This window comes from Moorena sp. SIOASIH, from assembly GCF_010671925.1.
GTDB lineage: Bacteria > Cyanobacteriota > Cyanobacteriia > Cyanobacteriales > Coleofasciculaceae > Moorena.
Genome location: NZ_JAAHIH010000001.1, coordinates 1,363,420 through 1,384,909 on the forward strand (window position 1 = coordinate 1,363,420; position 21,490 = coordinate 1,384,909).

Below are 21,490 nucleotides of genomic sequence, written 5' to 3' on the forward strand. Positions count from 1 at the left end.
CTTCGATCAATCCCTTTGTTTGATGTAACCTTCGACTATAAGTAATTGTTCTAAACCATCAATAAGATGATTAATATGAGCAATTAGACTTGGAGGTGAAGACAAGGAATTTGTAATGTTATAAATTTTTTATTCTATCCCATCTGGAACTTTGGAACATAGATTTATTACTTGTTCTAGGATTCGTTTTTATCCTGGATGAGGTACAGCATTGATAGCAAAGATAATATCAAAATAACTTTCTAACAAGGCAGTGGTTCGATGCATGACACTGATAGCATCTTGGCGATATATTGCTAATTGTAATTGATGAGTATAAGCAGAAATAGTTTGCCTCAAGATTGGATAATTTTTAGCAATAATGGCTTGTTTGAGGGGTTCAGGATAGGGCTGGTTTACCTTTTGTTGTAGCTGTTTAAACCAACCATCAGCATCATACAAACACACAGAGGTTAGGATATTCCACCAAAAGCAGGTAGAATATCCAATGGAAGCTTGATGGTTGACGAGGATACGTGAAAGCTGTTCTTCAATCCATTGGGGGGTACGATACATCACATCCACACCAAATCCAGATTTGAGATCAATCCACTCATCACCTGTTTCCCAAAATTGGTTGTTAATTTCTATGCGCTCTGCAAATTGTTTTGCGATCGCAGCTCGAATTTCTACAGGGATATCTTTCTTGACATAGACATAAAAATCGTAGTCTGATCTGTCGTCGGAAACCTGTTGGCTTCGAGAACCTGCTAATGCTACAGCGACAACTTGATCCAAAGCACCAAACTGAGCCGCTAGAGTTTTGGCTAAGGGCGGAATAGTTTTAATTAAGGGAATATATTTAGAAACTATAGACACAATCCTCTATAACATTTTTATTTGAGATGTAAACATACTCCCTTAGGCAAAAGGCAAGAGGCAAGAGGCAAGAGTTAATCAACTATAGAGGGATTTAATGAAATGGCTCTCCCAGAGTAGTTGTGATAAAGGGGCGCTGCATCACTACTCCCTACTCCCTACTCCCTGCTCCGAAGTCCCTGCTCCACCGAATTGAGAAATGCTATCTCATTTACTATAACCAGTCTGGGAGAGCCAATAAAATTAGTATTAGGAAATTAGGATTAGTTATGTTTCAGAGAGACTTCTGCGAGCATACCAAGCAGCACCCTGCAAAGCGGCCTGGTCATTAAGAATCACATAGATAGGAATAGACTTCAGCAAATCCACCATCTTATCTTTATTAATAAAATTTTCCATAAACAGAGGTTCACGCAGCTTATCGAGAATGCGAGGGGGAATCCCTCCACCGATATAAACACCCCCAGTTGCGAAAAACTTAAGGGCAGCATTTGCGGCTTCAGATGCCAAGATTGAGACAAACATCTCTAAAGCTTGCACGCAAAGGGGACATTTATTGGCCAGAGCTGCATTACTAATCGCTGCGGCTGGCTCTCCTTTGCTCATTTCTTCTGCTAACCATTCAGGGGTGTTGCCATGTCCGCTATCCCGCAAATAATTATACATACGAACCAAGCCAGGACCTCCTACAAGAATCTCGTAGCTCACCCGTTTGTATTCTTGCTCAACATAACGCATCAGTCCAACTTGAAGCTCATCTAAAGGAGCAAAGTCAGTACTCCCACCTTCAGATGCGATCGCATGAACTCGACCTTTCACCTCAACGGTTGCTGCTTCTCCCAAGCCAGTACCAGGTGATACTACTGCTCGATTGCCCCCTGGTATTTTAGTGCCGACATTAAGAGTAACTAATTCATCATCCTTTAGGGTTTCTATGCCATAAGCATTGGCTTCTACATCGTTGAGCAAGCTAACCGGAACACCTATAACTGAAACTAATTTAGCCGCTTCTACTTTATCCCAGGGTAAATTAGTCAATTTACACACACCTTCCTTGATTGGACCAGGTAAGCCGAAACAAGCAATTTTAATGGGATGCTCACAGCTTTCAACGAAAGCCCCTACCAGCTCCTCAAAACTGTGATAGTCTTTACACTTATAAGTGCTTTTTTGGACTATAGAGAGGTTCTCGTCAAATATCGCTAATCGGCAATTTGTTGCCCCTAAGTCACCTGCTAATATCATAAGTAATTCAAAATTACAAATAAAAAAATGCTATCAACGTTTTAAGTTAATTATACCTTAATCAGTAAGCATTCAGCCGTCAGCCGTCAGCCGTCAGCTTTTAGCTCACGCTACTTGAGGTGCCGTCAGCTTAAAATAAACCTAGAACGAGAGAATTTAATAGTTCCAGAGTAATGATAATTGAAAGTCTGGGAAAAATCCATGACTCGTGGCACAGACTTCGACGCTGATAGCTGATAGCTGATACGCGACACGCTGATAGCTGATAGCTTACCTTAATCAACTTCTTAAAAATCAATTACTAAGGCTCGGCAATCCGGCTGATTGTGGATATCAACTGCTTCTGTTGTTAATTTTGAGAAGGGAACAGTATTGGTAATAATCGGTTCTAGATCAATCTTCTTTGTGCAAATTAGTTCTATGGCCTGACGAAAATGCTCTGGAGTATATCGATAGCTACCATAAATCTTGAGGGAACGATAATGAATTAAATTAGGATTGCCCCGAAACTCTGTTCCCGGGGGTGTTCCACCAAACCCAACTGCGGTACCGCCACACCTGAGCAGGGTCAATGCCTGTTCATAGGTTTCCCCAGAGCCAACGGCTTCAATAACCACATCAGCACCATAACCCTGGGTTTGAGCCATCACTATGTCTTTGAGAGACTCTCGGGTAACATTAACGGTAAGATCAGCACCCAAGGCTGATGCCTGTTCCAGAGAATCATCATGTTTGCCAGCTAGAATAATTTTGGTAGCACCTCTCAAGCGCGCTACCTGAAGGAAGCTCAGTCCCACACCGCCATCACCAATAACTACCACACAATCGGACAAACCAATATTAGATAAGTCAATACCCTGAAGGATACAGGCTAGTGTTTCTGTAAAGGCAGCAAACTCATAGGGAATTGATGAAGGCAGCTCAACGATACCGCTAGCCAGGGAAGCCGGAACGCATACAAACTCAGCCATGCCACCGGGTTGTAACTTAGTTGGGTTGAGGCAATGGCCTAATGCTCCTCGCTGACAGTAAAAACACTCTCCACAGGGTTTTTCTGGGTTGACGGTAACGCGCATCCCTGGTTTGACTTTGGTAACACCCTCCCCTACAGCAACAACATCTCCCGCCAGCATCCTACCAAAAATGACTGGAGGATTATGTTTGGCGTGTCCCACTAATACCGCCCGTGCGTGCATCGCACAAAAGAAACACTTCTGAACTTGTATCAAAACTTCCCCTGGGCTAGGTTCAGGTCGGTCTATTTTTTCTAAGCGAAAGTTCTCACGTCCTGGACCATACCAGACCGCAGCCTGCATGGTTGTCATAATCTCTTGCTCCAATGTTGTTTACTGTGGGTGGATCTGATTAACGCTGTTTGACTCTGTGGTGCGTTACGGGCAGCAACCTAACTCTGGCTACCGAGAAAATTAGAACCCCCCTAACGCACCCTACGCAACTGTGGTGCGTTAGGGGCAGCAACCTAACTCTGGCTACCGAGAAAATTAGAACCCCCCTAACGCACCCTACTAGGTTTAGTTATATTCAGCTAAAAACGTTTTCAGCCAAGGCTCAGTGATCTGTTCTAGTGAATTAAGGGTGACATCTGCGATCGCAAAACGTTTATCCTCTAGATTTTCTGGTGCTGGAACTGCAATACATGCCATGCTGGCAGCTTTGGCACTAATCACGCCACGAACCGAGTCCTCTAAGGCAACACACTTGGTTGGTTCTATACCCAGACGACGGCTAGCGGTGAGATATACTGCTGGATGGGGTTTACCAAATTCCTCCGCTTCTGCTGATGTAATCACATCAAAGGCATCTTTTAAATCGAGCCGTTTGAGTACTGTATCAATTAGACCGATGGGAGATGAAGTGGCTAGGGCTAGGGGTAAGTTTAATTCCCGACACAAGTTTACGGCTTCAATTGCACCTGGCATCGGTTGTCCCATGGTCATCAATAGGTCACTCATCCGAGCGATCATTGTTCGACATACCTCAGCTTGGCTCATACCAGTCCAAGGAAATCGAGCATACCAATACTTGACCACCTCATCGTTTCGCAAACCCATTGTTTGAGAAGACATACTCTCGTTCATGGGAATGCCAAGGTCATTGAAGACTTCGATTTCTACCTTCGACCAAAACGGTTCACTATCAATTAGTAAACCATCCATATCAAAGATCACAGCTACATCCTGCATCAGAATCTTCCTCAAGCGTCGAGATCTACAACAGTTCGGGTTCCAGGCTGTGGACTCCAATTAGTCAATTCTATAGGAAGCTTCTCGAGAGGGATAAACCGACCCAACAGTTGTTCAAAGAATGCCTCGTCGCCCTTGATGGATGCGATCGCAGCAGCAATGGTTTCGTCTGTAGCACCAGCAAAAGATGTTATTACCGCAATCTCTCGCATAAATAACTCATGGGGAGAAATCGGTAAAGAAATCCCTGGTTTAGGAACACCATAGATACAGACTAAACCGCCCTTACGAACAAGATCCAGTGCTGTAGCCAGACCCCCTGGTGAACCGGAACATTCCACCACCACGTGTGCCTGGTTTGGTTCTGGAACTTGGATCCGTTCAATTCCCAATTTGTTTAGCCAAGGGAGCGGCTCTTTGGTGATATCATAGACTTTAATCTCTCCCTTGAAGTTGGGGGAATGATTTAGGAGGTAGGTAATTATAGTACCTGAAATCCCCCCCCCAATCACCAGGACTTTAGGGTGTGAAGTAGCTAATAGATTAACACCAGCTAAAATCCGTTTTACTCCCCTTACTGCACAACTTAAAGGCTCAATCAGCACCCCTAAAGATGGATTGGATAATTCAAAAGGATGTAGGGAATTTATAGGAGCACAAATTTGCTCAGCATACCCTCCATGTTCATTTACTCCAAGTTCTTGGAGATTGATGCAGTGACTAGTTAATCCCTCTAAACAATAACTACATTTTCCACAGGAAATCTCATTATTGAGGGCAAAATGACCTTTTTGATTAGGCAGGCTACAGACTACTTCATGACCAAGAATACAATCTTTATCTAAGCCTGCTGCGGTTAGTTGCTGGTCTGTTTTACAGACTCCCACAAATTCCACCTTAGCAATTACTTCATTATCTTGAGTCTTGCTAGGCTCAGGAAACTCGCGAATTTCTACTTGATTGGCTTTGGATAAAACTGCTGCTCTCATCAAATAGCTCCTACGGTTTCAGCGGTTGGACATAATAGGATATCAAGCTTTTGTAGGACTTGATCTAAAACACCAATAGTGCAATCAATTTCCTCGTAGCTGATATCAAGATAAGGAGCAAATTTCAAAACGTTCAGGTCGTATCCTCCGGTTTGGAGAATCATGCGCCAACTCTGGTCTTTCCAAATAAAATCATTATCCTGAGCAATGCTTGCTGCTAGTTTGGCAGACCCTTTATAAGGTATACCCTTTTCATCAGCAAAAACCATGTTAAGTATAAGTCCGAGTCCATCTACGCTATAGACACAGGAATGACGGGCTTGGAGTTCTTTTAGTTTGGTCAAAAAGTACAAACCTTTTGCTGGTACTGATCTTTCGTAGTCTTGTGCCAGCATATAACGCCATGTTGCTAAAGCAGCAGCAGTTCCGAGAGGATGGTTAGCAAAGTTGCTGTGGGCGTGTCCAGGAGTGAAAAAGTCTGGTGCTACTAGGTCTTCTCGCGCCCAGACTAAGCTAACTGGACTCAAACCATTGGTGAAGGATTTGCTCAACGTAATAATGTCTGGCACAAACCCAAAATGTTCGAAGGCAAATAATTTACCAGTACGGTACATCCCAACTTGAATTTCGTCATCAAATACAAGAAGTCCGTGCTTTTCTCGTAACTCACTGATAAACCCTTTAAAGAAATCCCTGGGTGGGATGGTGTAGCCTCGTCCTTGACAAGGTTCTACAACTATGGCACCCACTTCTGAACTAGTTTCACTTGCGATGCCATAAAATTCGTTGGAGAATGCCTTGCGAATCATGCGCTCGCAGTATAAGTCACAGGTTTCTCGTTCTTTTTCATAGAAACACTGAGCGCAGTTAGCAAACGGCAACATAACTGCCCGTTCTGAGAACTCATTAAAGTACTGTCGATATCGATGACTACTCGAAAGGTTGAGAGTACCAAGAGAGCGACCATGATAACCACCCATCATCACAGCTACTTTATTCTTACGGGTGTTTTTACGAATAATCTTTAGGGCATCTTCCACCACAAGTGCGCCGCCCACATTAAAAGATACTCGGCCTTTGACACCGGTTCTTTCATACATCGCATCTACTACTTGTTTCGCGATTAATAATTTTTCACGATGTAGAAAGTCGCCATTAGCTTGAGGTAATGTATGGAGTTGTTTAGTAACCTCTGATTCAATCTCTGGATTGCGATACCCAAAGTTACAACTTGAGTGCCACATTCCCGTATCGATATAGGATTTGCCCTCATCGTCGAAAACCAATCCCCCCTTACAACCAGTTACAATGATTGGTCGTTCTTGATAGTGAACCGTATCCCCCCAACATAGATATTCCTGATCAATTTCGCGCAGAGCCTGGCTGTCGATTGTAGTTGGTAAATCTAGTTTTTCTTTATCTAATACTGGGATTTTGTTGACCCCTTGGTTAAAGGGCATTTCTATACTATTGCCATCCCATTCTTCAGCCATTTTTGACGCTCCTTGGTTAATGTCGGTCATGAGCTCACTTTTTTTGTTTTACCTTTTCTGCACAGGGTAAGCGCAATAATCTATCAAGATGCAGTCTGATCGGTACTCTTGAAAAGAATTACAAGAGTACTACAATTCACTGCTTAATATGAGCCTAATCCTTGCTATTGCTCTGGATCAGATTTTGGGTTGATTTTTTTTTCGCTTACCGGAATTTTCTGCACCCAGAGAATCCTATCACAGGATAAGGAAATGATCTGGATTTAAAATATTAAAAAATTGTTAAGCTTAACCAAAACAAAATTTCTTTCCAGAACACTTGACAATTTATTATCTATATGATAAAAAAAATTATCAAAAATACTAACTATAAACGGTGTAACTTCAAGTCAGTTCCAGAACACTTGACAAATTATTATATATGTGATAATTTTTTCTTATATAAAACCCTAACTATAAACGGTATAACTTCAAGTCAGTTGCTTTATCCTTTACGCGATAAAGCTTTGATTAGTATTTTTAGGGAGCAGGGACTTCGGAGCAGGTAACAGGAAATAGGGAATAGCGATGCAGCTTCGGAACAGGGGAGGCAGTGCGGTCAAAGGAGGCCACCCCATGAGCAACTGCCGTGGTTTCCCCCACTCGCGCTTTGCATCAAGACGGGAACAGGGAAAAAATTCTGTGTACCTCAGGTGCGACCCGAACGCGCCCCGCGTCGGCTTTGCCGAAAGGCGCGACCTGTGAATATTATTTATACGGCTATTTTTTTTTGCTTTCAATTTAATCCAATCGACAAGCTATCGAGATTTTTTTTTGGAAAGACTTAGGGAAAGTTAACTCTTCTCTGATCCCAACAATAAACACCCGTTACCAGGATTGAATAATGCCATAATCAGCGGCATCAACTAATCGAAAAACTACCTTGTATTTAACCTCTTCCTAGTTACCTGAAGTATGGAGTTGTTCCAGTCTCTTAAGATGATCCTCCCAGTCTTCCCAATCCTTCGTTGTTTTAACTAACACGACGGCATAGTCACTCTGGAAGAGCCCTATAAATATCGTAAAAATGTGCTAATTTTTGTAAAGTTTTGTTTCACAATTAAACACATCTCCCAGAGATATATTTAGAATAATATTGGTTGGTTTCCTAACGACTTGGCAATAATGGCGTACGCAGAACACGAATACTAGGGATTTGCCAGCCCTACCTTGATCACTAAAAGCTAAATTGGTCGATTAACTTGCCTGTACGTGTTGTATTACTATATAACCCTGATCGAGGCTCTCACTTTCAACGCACAATCACTTATCTATCTCCCTTATTAAGGTCGGAATACCCTGACAATAGTTCCCACCTGGCTCAATAACAAACTCAGCCAATTTACGAGCCGTGAGTAAGCGTTGAAATTCAACTAGTTCTTTGGCTTGACTGTGGACTGACAACTTGATTAAAGAATTATTGGTATCTGACTTTTTTGAACTGCTTGTTAAGGGATTAGCATAGTGACGAGTTGTGTAAATTATTTCCCCAATAGCGAGTCGAAATTCTTGAGTTTAGTGGATTTATTAGGCAACAGAGCGCAAGGGATGCCTAATCAGCAAGCCTATATCTTTCTGGAAAACGGAGAAACCCCCTCAGGGAGTCTTACTTATGGGGAATTAGATGCAAAAGCCCGAGCGATCGCATTTCATCTCCAATCCATGCAAGGAGAACGGGCTTTATTGCTATACCCTTCTGGATTAGAATTTATTACAGCTTTCTTTGGCTGTTTGTATGCGGGGGTAATAGCTGTGCCAGTTTATCCTCCAAGACGCAATCAGAAATTGTCTCGGTTGCTAAATATCATTAATGATGCTCAAGCTGATGTAGCACTGACCACCACATCGATACTGGCTGACATTGAGCAAAGGTGGGAAGAGGAAGCGGAGTTAGCGCAGTTGCAGTTGGTAGCTACAGATACAATTGTTGCTAATGGTCAAGAGTTTGTACCTCAATCAGTGACACGGTCGAGTTTGGCGTTTTTGCAATATACTTCCGGTTCCACAGGAACACCAAAGGGGGTGATGGTGACCCATGGCAATATCATCCACAACCAGCAGATAATCCATCAGGCATTTGGTCATAGCGAGCAGAGTATTGGTGTAGGTTGGTTGCCATTGTTCCATGATATGGGATTGATTTTTAATGTCGTACAGCCAATGTATCTGGGATTTCCCAGTATTCTGATGCCTCCAGTGGCATTTCTGCAGAAGCCGATTCGTTGGTTAAAGGCGATTTCTAACTATAAGGCGACTACCAGTGGCGCACCCAATTTTGCTTATGATTTATGTGTCAAAAAAGTTCAAGAAGAACAATTAGCATTTCTTGACTTGAGCAGCTGGGATGCGGCTTTCAATGGGGCAGAACCAGTACGGGCAGACACTCTGGAGCAATTTGGTCAAAAATTTGCGAACTGTGGTTTTAATTACAGTGCCTTTTATCCTTGCTATGGCATGGCGGAGACTACTCTGCTTGCTACCGGTGGACAGAAGAATCAATCGCCGGTGATTCAGGGGGTATTGGCAGGGGAATTAGAACAAAATTCGGTAGTAGAGAGTGAAATTTCCTCGGATGAAAGTCGAAGGTTGGTGGGTGTTGGTCATCCTTACCTGGACACAACAGTAATTATCGTTAACCCTGAGTCGTTAACTCCGAGTGAACCAGGACAAGTAGGAGAGATTTGGGTTAGCGGTGGAAGTGTAACTTCTGGGTATTGGAATCGCCCCCAAGCAACAAAAGAAACCTTTCAAGCTTATCTGAAAGATATAGGGGACGGACCTTTTTTACGTACAGGGGACTTAGGTTTTTTTAGTAAGGGGGAACTGTTTGTTACAGGAAGACTAAAGGATCTAATTATCATTAGAGGTCGCAATCATTATCCCCAAGATATTGAATTAACTGTTGAAAACAGCCATCCTGCTTTACGAAGTCATTGTAGTGCTGCCTTTTCTGTAGAGAGGGATGGAGAGGAACGCTTGGTGGTTGCTGGTGAGGTGGAACGAACTCACCTACGCAAGCTGAACACAGAGGAGGTAGTTAGAGAAATTCAAATCGCCCTATCAACAGAACATGAATTAGACGTTGATGGGGTGGTTTTGTTGAAGACGGGGAGTATTCCTAAGACCTCTAGTGGAAAGATTCAACGGCGTGCTTGTAAGCAAGGATTTTTAGAAGGGAGTTTGAATGTCGTAGGCCAGTGGCAGAAAACTTTATCCCAGGGTGAATACGTAGCACCACGCACCCCAACCGAAGAAATAATCGCCAACATCTTCGCTTCTGTTCTAGGAGTGAAAGATGTAGGAATACATGACAACTTCTTTGAAATCGGAGGACATTCTCTACTTGCCACTCAATTAATTTCCCAACTGCGAGTAACCTTCAACAGAGAAATACCCCTAAGACAAGTATTTTCAAGCCCGACAATCGCTCTTATTTCGCCGAAATTAACCCAATTACTGACCACAGAAAACCAATTAAGTCTTCCTTTGATTCAACCAAGAACCGATAGTGAACAATTACCCCTATCATCGGCTCAAAAAAGACTGTGGTTCCTCAACCAACTAGAAGGAATTAGTGCCACTTATAACATACCAGTAGCCCTTAGAATCACTGGCAACTTGATCATTAACGCCCTAGAACAAGCCTTATCAGAAATAATCAGTCGTCACGAAGTAATACGGACAAGTTTCTCCACTATTAATGGCACACCAACACAGGTAATTCACCCCGACAGCACCATCAACATCAATGTAGTAGACCTACAACAATACCCAGACCAAGAACGGGAAACCATCTTACAGCAAGAAGTAAAACAGGAAGCAACAACCCCCTTTGACCTAGAGATAGCACCATTAATCCGTTGTAAATTATGGCAACTAGACACTACCGAGTATGTGTTAGTGCTGACGATGCACCACATAGTCTCTGATGGTTGGTCGATGGGAATATTAATCGAAGAACTATCAAGTTTATATCAAGCAATAGCGGCATCAGAACCATCCCCCTTACCCGAATTAGCGATTCAATATGCTGACTTTGCCCTTTGGCAAAGACAATGGTTAACTGGGGAAATCCTAGAAAACCAATTTAATTACTGGAAACAGGAATTAGAGGGTGCTTCAGAATTATTAAAATTACCCACAGACCATCCTCGTCCCCATGTAATGAGTTACCAGGGGAGTAGTGAAAGTTTTAGTTTAACCGCTGAACTAACCCAGAAGCTGCAACAGTTGTCTGTGAACGCAGGTAGTACCTTATTTATGACCCTGCAGGCAGCGTTTGCCACCTTACTCTATCGTTACAGTGGACAATTTGATATTTTAATTGGTTCACCCATAGCCAATCGCAACCGCCGTGAAATAGAGCCACTAATTGGCTTCTTTGTCAATACCTTGGTGTTGAGAACTCGTTTTGAACATAATCCCAGTTTTTCCCAGTTGCTCAGGCAAGTTAGGGAAACCACACTCAACGCTTATGAACATCAGGATGTACCTTTTGAACAGGTAGTATCCGCATTGCAACCCCAACGGTCTTTGAGTCATTCCCCCCTGTTCCAGGTGATGTTTGTGCTACAGAATGCACCGATGGGAAAATTAGACTTACCAGGTGTGACATTGAGTCAGTTCAATCAACACAGTACGATTGCTAAGTTTGATTTGACCCTGTCAATGACGGAAACAGAGATGGGATTGGTGGGGACATGGGAATACAACACAGACTTATTTGATGGGTCAACTATTAAAAGGATGGCTACTCATTTCCAGAACTTGTTGTCAGCAATTGTGGAAAATCCCCAACAAGTAGTCTCAGAGTTACCTTTATTGAGTGTAGAGGAACGTCATCAACTGTTAGTGGAGTGGAATGATACTACCAGTGACTATCCCAAAGATAAATTCATTCATCAGTTAGTCTCCGAGCAGGTCGAGAAAACACCCAATGCTATAGCCGTGGTGTTTGACCAACAGCAGTTGACTTACCATCAATTAAATCAAAGGGCGAACCAATTAGCACATCACCTACAAAACTTAGGAGTAGGACCAGAGGTACTGGTAGGTATTTGTGTGGAACGTTCTATACAGATGGTCGTGGGATTGTTAGGGATATTGAAGGCTGGTGGTGCTTATGTACCCCTCGATCCTAATTATCCCCCAGAACGACTGAGTTATATGTTGGCAGATTCGGGTGCTGAGGTGTTGTTGACTCAACAGTCGTTACGAGAATCTTTGCCACAAAATCAAGCACAGGTGCTTTGCTTGGATAGTGATTGGGCAGCGATAGAGCAACACAGTGGAGAGAATCTTGATGTTGGGGTTCACTCAGATAATTTGGCTTATGTGATTTATACTTCTGGTTCTACAGGAGTTCCGAAGGGGGTTTTAGTTGCTCACCGTAATTTGGTTAATGCTTACTTTGCTTGGGAAGAGGCGTATCAACTCAAAACCGAAGCCAGAAAACACCTACAAATGGCTAGTTTGTCATTTGATGTTTTTGGAGGAGATTTAGTTCGTGCCCTTTGTTCTGGAGGAACATTAGTTTTATGCCCGACGATTGAAGATCTTTTGGATGCTGAGAAACTCTATGAATTGATGCTCTTTCAAGAGATTGATTGTGCTGAGTTTGTCCCTGCGGTAGTCAGAAATTTAATGGAATATCTTCACGAAACTAAGCAGGATTTGAGTTTCATGAAGGTAATGATAGTTAGTTCAGATAGCTGGTACATAGAGGAATATAAAAAATTAAGGGATTTGTGTAATGAAAAAACACATTTAATCAATGCCTATGGAGTAACAGAAGCTACTGTTGATAGTTGTTACTTTGACAATATTTGCCCACGAGGACTGTATGAAAAGTTAGTTCCGATTGGACGTCCATTTGCTAATACCAAAATCTACATCCTAGACAAACACCTCCAAGCAGTACCCATAGGAGTACCAGGAGAGTTGTACATCGGAGGTTATGGACTAGCCAGAGGATACCTCAATCGCCCAGAACTAACCACAGAAAAATTCATCACTAATCCCTTCTGTAATTCCCAATCCAAACGCCTTTACAAAACAGGAGACCTAGCGAGATACCTACCAGACGGTAACATTGAATTTATCGGTCGCATCGATAACCAAGTTAAAATTCGAGGCTTCCGCATCGAACTAGGGGAAATCGAAGCAGTCCTGTCCACCCACCCCCAAATCCAACAAACAGTAGTAATTGCCCGAGAAGATATTCCTGGTAACAAACGCTTAGTCGCCTACATAGTCAGTGAGGAAGAATCACTAACTACCAACCAAGTCAGAGAATTCCTTAAACAAAAACTACCAGACTACATGGTGCCCAATGCTTTTGTTACTTTAGACACCCTCCCCTTAACACCAAATGGCAAAGTAGACCGTTTTGCGCTGCCCGCACCTGATGGGGAAATTACCCGAGAAAATGAATACGTCGCACCACGTACAACCATAGAACTTGAACTGACTCAAATCTGGTCAGACGTTTTGAATCTCACCTCTGTCGGAGTACAAGATAACTTCTTTGAGCTGGGCGGTCATTCCCTTCTAGCTGTCCGTTTAATGTCCAAAATTCAACAACAATTCCAAATCAATTTACCTTTAGCAACCCTTTTCCAAAGTCCCACCATTGAACAACTAGCGAGCCTTCTGGGTTCTTCAGTAAATACACAAAACCCCATCTTAGTGGGCATTAAAACCAGTGGAAACCAACCTCCATTATTCTGTATTCACCCGGTTGGTGGCAATATCCTCTGTTATGCAGAGTTAGCTCGTCATTTAGATCAAGATTATCCAGTATATGGTTTACAATCTCTCGGTTTAGATGGACTACAGCAACCCTTAACTTCTGTTGAGGAGATGGCATCCCATTATATTGAGGCAATACAGCAAATTCAACCCCAAGGTCCCTATCATCTCATTGGCTGGTCTCTCGGAGGTGTAATTGCTTATGAGATGGCACAACAATTACAGGCTAAAAATGAGCCAGTGGCTCTTCTAACGTTAATAGACAGTTATGCACCTACTGTAATTCAGATGCCTTCAGAAATAGATCAAGCCATGATAGTAAATCTATTGGCTCAAGATTTGGGAGGTCTCTATGGTCAAGAGTTAGATATATCCCATGAAACACTTAGACAACTTGAACCAGACGAACAAGTTTTGCATCTATTTGAGCAAGGCAAACAGCAAGGGATATTGCCATCAGACCTAGAAATAGAGCAAATGCGTTCTTTATGGAAAGTTTTGAAAGCAAATATTACGGCATATTATCATTATAAACCAAAAGCTTATCCAGGTTCACTTCTCCTTATAAATGCTAGTCAAACTTCCCCAGGAGTAATTGAAGACCCAACCCACGGCTGGGGTTCTCTAGTTAATGGTGACATCCAAACTCACACTATTACTGGAGATCATTACACTATTATGAAAGCCCCTCAAGTTGAGGGTCTAACTGCAGAATTGAACAACTATCTATTGAACAACTAGCACGTCTTGGCCGCACTGGCTCCCCTGTTCGGAAGCTGCATCGCTAAATACTTAAGCAGATTTTGCGAGTAAAGGTTCTACGGTCTGGTAAAATTCACCCACCTGCTCTAAAATCTCAATCAATTCCCGTTCAAAGGTGACCAAAGCACGATTGGTTTTTCCACCAATATTGATTCGGAAACTGATAGAAATGACAGAGGGTTTGTAGTACTGAAATAGCCTTGAATAGTATTTCTACGGCTATTTTTTTTGCTTTTAATTTAATCGAATCGGCCAGCTATCGAGAAATTTTTTTTCGGGAAAGACTTAGGGAAAATTAACTCTTATTTGATGCCAACAATAAACACCCGTTACCGGGGTTGAGTAATGCCATAATCAGCGGCATCAACTAATCAAAAAACTACCTTGTCTTTAACCCCTTCCTAGTTACCTGAAGTATGGAGTTGTTCCAGTCTCTTAAGATGATCATCCCAGTCTTGCCAATCCTTCGTTGTTTTAACTAACACGACGGCATAGTCACTCTGGAAGAGCCCTATAAATATCGTAAAAATGGGCTAATTTTTGTAAAGTTTTGTTTCACAAGTAAACACCTCTCCCAGAGATCTATTTAGAATAATATTAGTTCTATCACGACTTGGCAATAATGGCGTACGCAGAACACGAAGACTAGGGATTTACCAGCCCTACCTTGATCGCTAAAAGCTCAATTGGTCGATTAACTTGCCTGTACGTGTTGTATTACTATATAACCCTTATCGAGGCTCTCACTTTCAACGCACAATCACTTATCTATCTCCCTTATTAAGGTCGGAATACCCTGAAAATCGTTCCCACCTGGCTCAATAACAAACTCAGCCAATTTACGACGAGCCGTGAGTAAGCGTTGAAATTCAACTAGTTCTTTGGCTTGACTGTGGACTGACAACTTGATTAAAGAATTATTGGTATCTGACTTTTTTGAACTGCTTGTTTTGGGAGTAGCAGAGTGGCGAGTTGTGTAAATGATTCCCCCAATGGGGAGTCGAAATTCTTGAGTTTAGTTGATTTATTAGGCGACAGAGCGCAAGCAATGCCTAATCAGCTCGCCTATATCTTTCTGCAAAACGGAGAAACCCCCTCAGGAAGTCTTACCTACGGCGAATTAGATAGACAAGCAACAGCGATCGCAGCCGATATCCAATCAATGCAAGGAGAAAGAGCTTTATTGTTATACCCTTCTGGATTAGAGTTCATTACGGCTTTCTTTGGCTGTTTGTATGCGGGGGTAATAGCTGTGCCAGTTTATCCTCCCAGACGCAATCAAAAATTGTCTCGGTTGCTAAATATTGTTAATGATGCTCAAGCTTATGTTGCACTGACCACTACATCGATATTGGCTGACCTTGAGCAAAGGTGGGCAAGTGATGCCTCCTTAGGCCAGTTGAAGTTGATAGCTACCGATACCATTGTTGCTGATAGTCAAGAGTTTGCACCATTATCAGTGACAGGGTCGAGTTTGGCGTTTTTGCAATATACTTCTGGTTCCACGGGAACACCCAAAGGGGTGATGGTGACCCATGGGAATCTGATCCAAAATTCCACAGACCTAGATCGCGGATGGGAGCATAACTCGGATAGTGTAATTGTAACTTGGCTCCCAACATTCCATGATATGGGACTCATATACGGGATGCTCCAACCCATATACAAGGGATGCAAATGTATTATGCTGCCACCAGCGTCCTTCATACAAAAACCGATTCGCTGGCTAAAGGCGATTTCTGATTACGGAGGGACTCATAGTGGCGCACCTAATTTTGCTTATGCACTGTGTGTCGAAAAAACAACTCCAGAACAAAGGAATCAGCTAGACCTCAGTAGTTGGAGCATGGCTCTTAATGGAGCAGAACCTGTTAGAGCCGATGTTTTAGAGAAGTTTGCACAAGTTTTTGAAGTCAGTAGATTCAACAAAAGGGCTTTCTGTCCCGGTTATGGCATGGCAGAAGCAACTCTAAAGATTTCTGCTGTACGCGCTAAAGATAAGCCGATTTACTATCATATTGATGCCACTGCTCTAGAACAAAATTACGTTGTAGAATTTCCTGATGAGAAACATTTAGGAAAACGAACTCTTGTTGGTTGTGGTAGAAGTGAGATTGATACCAAAGTTATCATTGTTAATCCACAAACCTGTTGTCGTAGTGCTTCTGAAGAAATTGGGGAAATTTGGGTTAGCGGTGGCAGTGTAGCTTCTGGGTATTGGAATCGCCCCGAAGCCACACAAAAAACGTTTCAAGCTTATCTCAAAGATACAGGTGATGGACCTTTTTTACGTACAGGGGACTTAGGATTTTTTAGTAAGGGGGAACTGTTTGTTACAGGAAGACTAAAGGATCTAATTATCATTAGAGGTCGCAATCATTATCCCCAAGATATTGAATTAACTGTTGAAAACAGCCATCCTGCTTTACGAAGTCATTGTAGTGCTGCCTTTTCTGTAGAGAGGGATGGAGAGGAACGCTTGGTGGTTGCTGGTGAGGTGGAACGAACTCACCTACGCAAGCTGAACACAGAGGAGGTAGTTAGAGAAATTCAAATCGCCCTATCAACAGAACATGAATTAGACGTTGATGGGGTGGTTTTGTTGAAGACGGGGAGTATTCCTAAGACCTCTAGTGGAAAGATTCAACGGCGTGCTTGTAAGCAAGGATTTTTAGAAGGGAGTTTGAATGTCGTAGGCCAGTGGCAGAAAACTTTATCCCAGGGTGAATACGTAGCACCACGCACCCCAACCGAAGAAATAATCGCCAACATCTTCGCTTCTGTTCTAGGAGTGAAAGATGTAGGAATACATGACAACTTCTTTGAAATCGGAGGACATTCTCTACTTGCCACTCAATTAATTTCCCAACTGCGAGTAACCTTCAACAGAGAAATACCCCTAAGACAAGTATTTTCAAGCCCGACAATCGCTCTTATTTCGCCGAAATTAACCCAATTACTGACCACAGAAAACCAATTAAGTCTTCCTTTGATTCAACCAAGAACCGATAGTGAACAATTACCCCTATCATCGGCTCAAAAAAGACTGTGGTTCCTCAACCAACTAGAAGGAATTAGTGCCACTTATAACATACCAGTAGCCCTTAGAATCACTGGCAACTTGATCATTAACGCCCTAGAACAAGCCTTATCAGAAATAATCAGTCGTCACGAAGTAATACGGACAAGTTTCTCCACTATTAATGGCACACCAACACAGGTAATTCACCCCGACAGCACCATCAACATCAATGTAGTAGACCTACAACAATACCCAGACCAAGAACGGGAAACCATCTTACAGCAAGAAGTAAAACAGGAAGCAACAACCCCCTTTGACCTAGAGATAGCACCATTAATCCGTTGTAAATTATGGCAACTAGACACTACCGAGTATGTGTTAGTGCTGACGATGCACCACATAGTCTCTGATGGTTGGTCGATGGGAATATTAATCGAAGAACTATCAAGTTTATATCAAGCAATAGCGGCATCAGAACCATCCCCCTTACCCGAATTAGCGATTCAATATGCTGACTTTGCCCTTTGGCAAAGACAATGGTTAACTGGGGAAATCCTAGAAAACCAATTTAATTACTGGAAACAGGAATTAGAGGGTGCTTCAGAATTATTAAAATTACCCACAGACCATCCTCGTCCCCATGTAATGAGTTACCAGGGGAGTAGTGAAAGTTTTAGTTTAACCGCTGAACTAACCCAGAAGCTGCAACAGTTGTCTGTGAACGCAGGTAGTACCTTATTTATGACCCTGCAGGCAGCGTTTGCCACCTTACTCTATCGTTACAGTGGACAATTTGATATTTTAATTGGTTCACCCATAGCCAATCGCAACCGCCGTGAAATAGAGCCACTAATTGGCTTCTTTGTCAATACCTTGGTGTTGAGAACTCGTTTTGAACATAATCCCAGTTTTTCCCAGTTGCTCAGGCAAGTTAGGGAAACCACACTCAACGCTTATGAACATCAGGATGTACCTTTTGAACAGGTAGTATCCGCATTGCAACCCCAACGGTCTTTGAGTCATTCCCCCCTGTTCCAGGTGATGTTTGTGCTACAGAATGCACCGATGGGAAAATTAGACTTACCAGGTGTGACATTGAGTCAGTTCAATCAACACAGTACGATTGCTAAGTTTGATTTGACCCTGTCAATGACGGAAACAGAGATGGGATTGGTGGGGACATGGGAATACAACACAGACTTATTTGATGGGTCAACTATTAAAAGGATGGCTACTCATTTCCAGAACTTGTTGTCAGCAATTGTGGAAAATTCCCAACTTAGAGTGGGTGAGTTACCTTTGTTGAGTGCAGAGGAACGTCATCAACTGTTGGTGGAATGGAATGATACTGCCAGTGAATATCCCAAAGAGAAATGTATTCATCAGTTATTTGAAGAGCAGGTAGAGAAAACACCGGATGCTGTGGCGGTGGTGTTTGGCCAGGAGCAGTTGACTTACCATCAATTAAATCAAAGGGCGAACCAATTAGCACATCACCTACTTTCAATGGGAGTAAGACCAGAGGTACTGGTAGGTATTTGTGTGGAACGTTCTGTACAGATGGTGGTAGGACTGTTGGGGATACTGAAGGCTGGTGGTGCTTATGTACCCCTGGATCCTAATTATCCTCACCAACGACTGAGTTATATTTTGGCGGATTCGGGTGTTGAGGTGTTGTTGACTCAACAGTCGTTACTAGAATCTTTGCCATCACATACAGCACAGATGGTTTGTTTGGATAGTGATTGGGGTGCCATAGAGCAATATAGTGGACAGAATCTTGATGTCGGGGTAACTTCAGATAATTTGGCTTATGTGATTTATACCTCTGGTTCTACCGGTAAACCTAAGGGAACAATGATTCTCCATAGTGGTGTGGGGAATTATTTAAGCTGGTGTACAAAAGCTTATAATGTTGCCGATTCAGAAGGCTCTACTGTTAATTCTTCTATTGGCTTCGATGCCACTATTACCAGTTTATTTTCTCCTTTTTTGGTAGGACGTAAGGTAGTTCTTTTACCAGAGGAAGGAGAAATTGAAGCCCTTAAAGCCGCCTTGTGTTCTGGGACTAAGTTTAGCCTGGTTAAAATCACTCCGGCTCATTTAGAAATCCTCAGCTATTTATTGGCTCATGAGCAAGTCAAAATTGATAATAAAGCCTTTATAATTGGTGGGGAAGCTTTGTCAGCAAACCACATTAAATTCTGGCAAAAATACGCTCCTCAGATTAGATTAATTAACGAATACGGTCCCACAGAAACTGTTGTAGGATGCTGCATTTATGAAGTTGGAGGAAAAACCTTTTCTGGAGGTAATATTCCCATCGGTCGCCCCATAAGTAACACCAAAATTTATATCTTAGACTCACACCTGGAACCAGTGGCCATAGGAGTGCCTGGAGAATTATACATCGGAGGTGATGGACTAGCCAGAGGATACCTCAACCGCCCAGAACTAACATCGGAAAAATTCATCCCAAATCCCTTCTGTAATTCCAAATCACAACGACTCTACAAAACCGGAGACCTGGCGAGATACCTACGAGACGGTAACATCGAATTTCTCGGACGTATCGATAACCAAGTCAAAATTCGAGGCTTCCGTATCGAACTAGGGGAAATCGAAGCAGTCCTGTCCAGCCACCCCCACATCCAACAAACCGTAGTTATTGCCCGAGAAGATATTCCTGGTAACAAACGCCTAGTCGCCTATATAGTCAGTCAGTCCGAATCACTAAGCACCAACCAACTACGTGAATTCCTTAAACAGAAACTGCCAGAATACATGGTGCCCAGTGCCTTCGTTACCCTAGACACCTTGCCGTTAACACAAAACGGCAAAGTAGACCGCAAATCACTACCCGCACCAGATGGGGTTGTCACATCAGTTGAGGAATATGTAGCTCCACGCACCCCTACTGAAGAAATAATCGCCAACATCTTCGCGAAGGTTCTAGGACTGCAAGATGTTGGAATACATGACAACTTCTTTGAATTAGGAGGACATTCTCTACTGGCTGTCCGTTTAATGTCCCAGATTAAACAACAATTCCAAATCAATTTACCTTTAGCAACCCTTTTCCAAAGTCCCACCATTGAACAACTAGCGAGCCTTCTGGGTTCTTCAGTAAATACACAAAACCCCATCTTAGTGGGCATTAAAACCAGTGGAAACCAACCTCCATTATTCTGTATTCACCCGCTTGGTGGCAATCTCCTGTGTTATGCAGAGTTAGCTCGTCATTTAGATCAAGATTATCCAGTATATGGTTTACAATCTCTAGGTTTAGATGGGCAACAGCAACCCTTAACTTCTGTTGAGGAGATGGCATCCCATTATATTCAAGCAATACAGCAAATTCAACCCCAAGGTTCCTATCATCTCATCGGCTGGTCTTTTGGAGGTGTAATTGCCTATGAGATGGCACAACAATTACAGACTAAAAATACTTCAGTGGCTCTTCTAACTTTAATAGACAGTTATGTACCCACTTTAATTCGGAAACCTTCAGAAATAGATCAAGCCATGATAGTAAATCTATTCATTGGCTGGTGGTCTATGGGAGGTGTAATTGCCTATGAAATGGCACAACAATTACAGGCTAAAAATGAGCCAGTGGCTCTTCTAACGTTAATAGACAGTTATGCACCTACTGTAATTCAGATGCCTTCAGAAATAGATCAAGCCATGATAGTAAATCTATTGGCTCAAGATTTGGGAGGTCTCTATGGTCAAGAGTTAGATATATCCCATGAAACACTTAGACAACTTGAACCAGACGAACAAGTTTTGCATCTATTTGAGCAAGGCAAACAGCAAGGGATATTGCCATCAGACCTAGAAATAGAGCAAATGCGTTCTTTATGGAAAGTTTTGAAAGCAAATATTACGGCATATTATCATTATAAACCAAAAGCTTATCCAGGTTCACTTCTCCTTATAAATGCTAGTCAAACTTCCCCAGGAGTAATTGAAGACCCAACCCACGGCTGGGGTTCTCTAGTTAATGGTGACATCCAAACTCACACTATTACTGGAGACCATTACACCATTATCAAAGCCCCCCAAGTTGAGGCTCTGACTACAGAATTGAACAACTATCTATTGAACAACTAGCACGTCTTGGCC

General features: G+C 42.5%; 9 protein-coding genes. 2 read left to right on the top strand and 7 right to left on the bottom strand.

The annotated features are described in order from the left end of the window. Positions 1–189 precede the first annotated feature (189 nt). The 7 genes from F6J90_RS06080 to F6J90_RS06110 form a co-directional block, all read right to left on the bottom strand. The gene (locus tag F6J90_RS06080) at positions 190–858 is read right to left on the bottom strand and encodes a DUF4037 domain-containing protein (protein WP_293091558.1); all 669 of its coding nucleotides are present in this window, start codon (positions 856–858) and stop codon (positions 190–192) included. Between the two features lie 267 nt (positions 859–1,125). After that, the gene (gene glk / locus F6J90_RS06085) at positions 1,126–2,103 is read right to left on the bottom strand and encodes a glucokinase (RefSeq protein WP_293091559.1); all 978 of its coding nucleotides are present in this window, start codon (positions 2,101–2,103) and stop codon (positions 1,126–1,128) included. 287 nt (positions 2,104–2,390) lie between these two features. Continuing rightward, entirely contained in the window at positions 2,391–3,428 is a 1,038-nt protein-coding gene (locus tag F6J90_RS06090; protein ID WP_293091560.1) for a zinc-binding dehydrogenase, read from the bottom strand. A 207-nt stretch (positions 3,429–3,635) separates the two neighbouring features. Continuing rightward, positions 3,636–4,307: a hexitol phosphatase HxpB gene (gene hxpB, locus F6J90_RS06095; RefSeq protein WP_293091561.1), complete on the bottom strand. Its 672-nt coding sequence runs from the start codon at positions 4,305–4,307 to the stop codon at positions 3,636–3,638. Positions 4,308–4,318: 11 nt separating this feature from the next. After that, entirely contained in the window at positions 4,319–5,296 is a 978-nt protein-coding gene (locus tag F6J90_RS06100; RefSeq protein WP_293091562.1) for an alcohol dehydrogenase catalytic domain-containing protein, read from the bottom strand. Further along, a complete protein-coding gene (locus F6J90_RS06105) occupies positions 5,296–6,819 on the bottom strand; it encodes an aspartate aminotransferase family protein (protein WP_293091563.1) in 1,524 nt (507 codons plus the stop codon). Before F6J90_RS06105 ends, F6J90_RS06100 begins: the two co-directional genes overlap by 1 nt. A 489-nt stretch (positions 6,820–7,308) precedes the next feature. Then, on the bottom strand, positions 7,309–7,431 hold the full coding sequence (locus tag F6J90_RS06110) for a hypothetical protein (protein WP_293091564.1): 123 nt from the start codon (positions 7,429–7,431) through the stop codon (positions 7,309–7,311). An 861-nt stretch (positions 7,432–8,292) separates the two neighbouring features. On the opposite strand from F6J90_RS06110, the gene F6J90_RS06115 reads away from it, so the two are divergent. Both F6J90_RS06115 and F6J90_RS06120 read left to right on the top strand, forming a co-directional pair. Further along, positions 8,293–14,319: a non-ribosomal peptide synthetase gene (locus tag F6J90_RS06115; RefSeq protein WP_293091565.1), complete on the top strand. Its 6,027-nt coding sequence runs from the start codon at positions 8,293–8,295 to the stop codon at positions 14,317–14,319. A gap of 985 nt (positions 14,320–15,304) precedes the next feature. Next, complete coding sequence (locus F6J90_RS06120) at positions 15,305–21,478, top strand: non-ribosomal peptide synthetase (RefSeq protein WP_293091566.1); 6,174 nt, start codon at positions 15,305–15,307, stop codon at positions 21,476–21,478. The last annotated feature ends 12 nt before the right edge of the window (positions 21,479–21,490 follow it).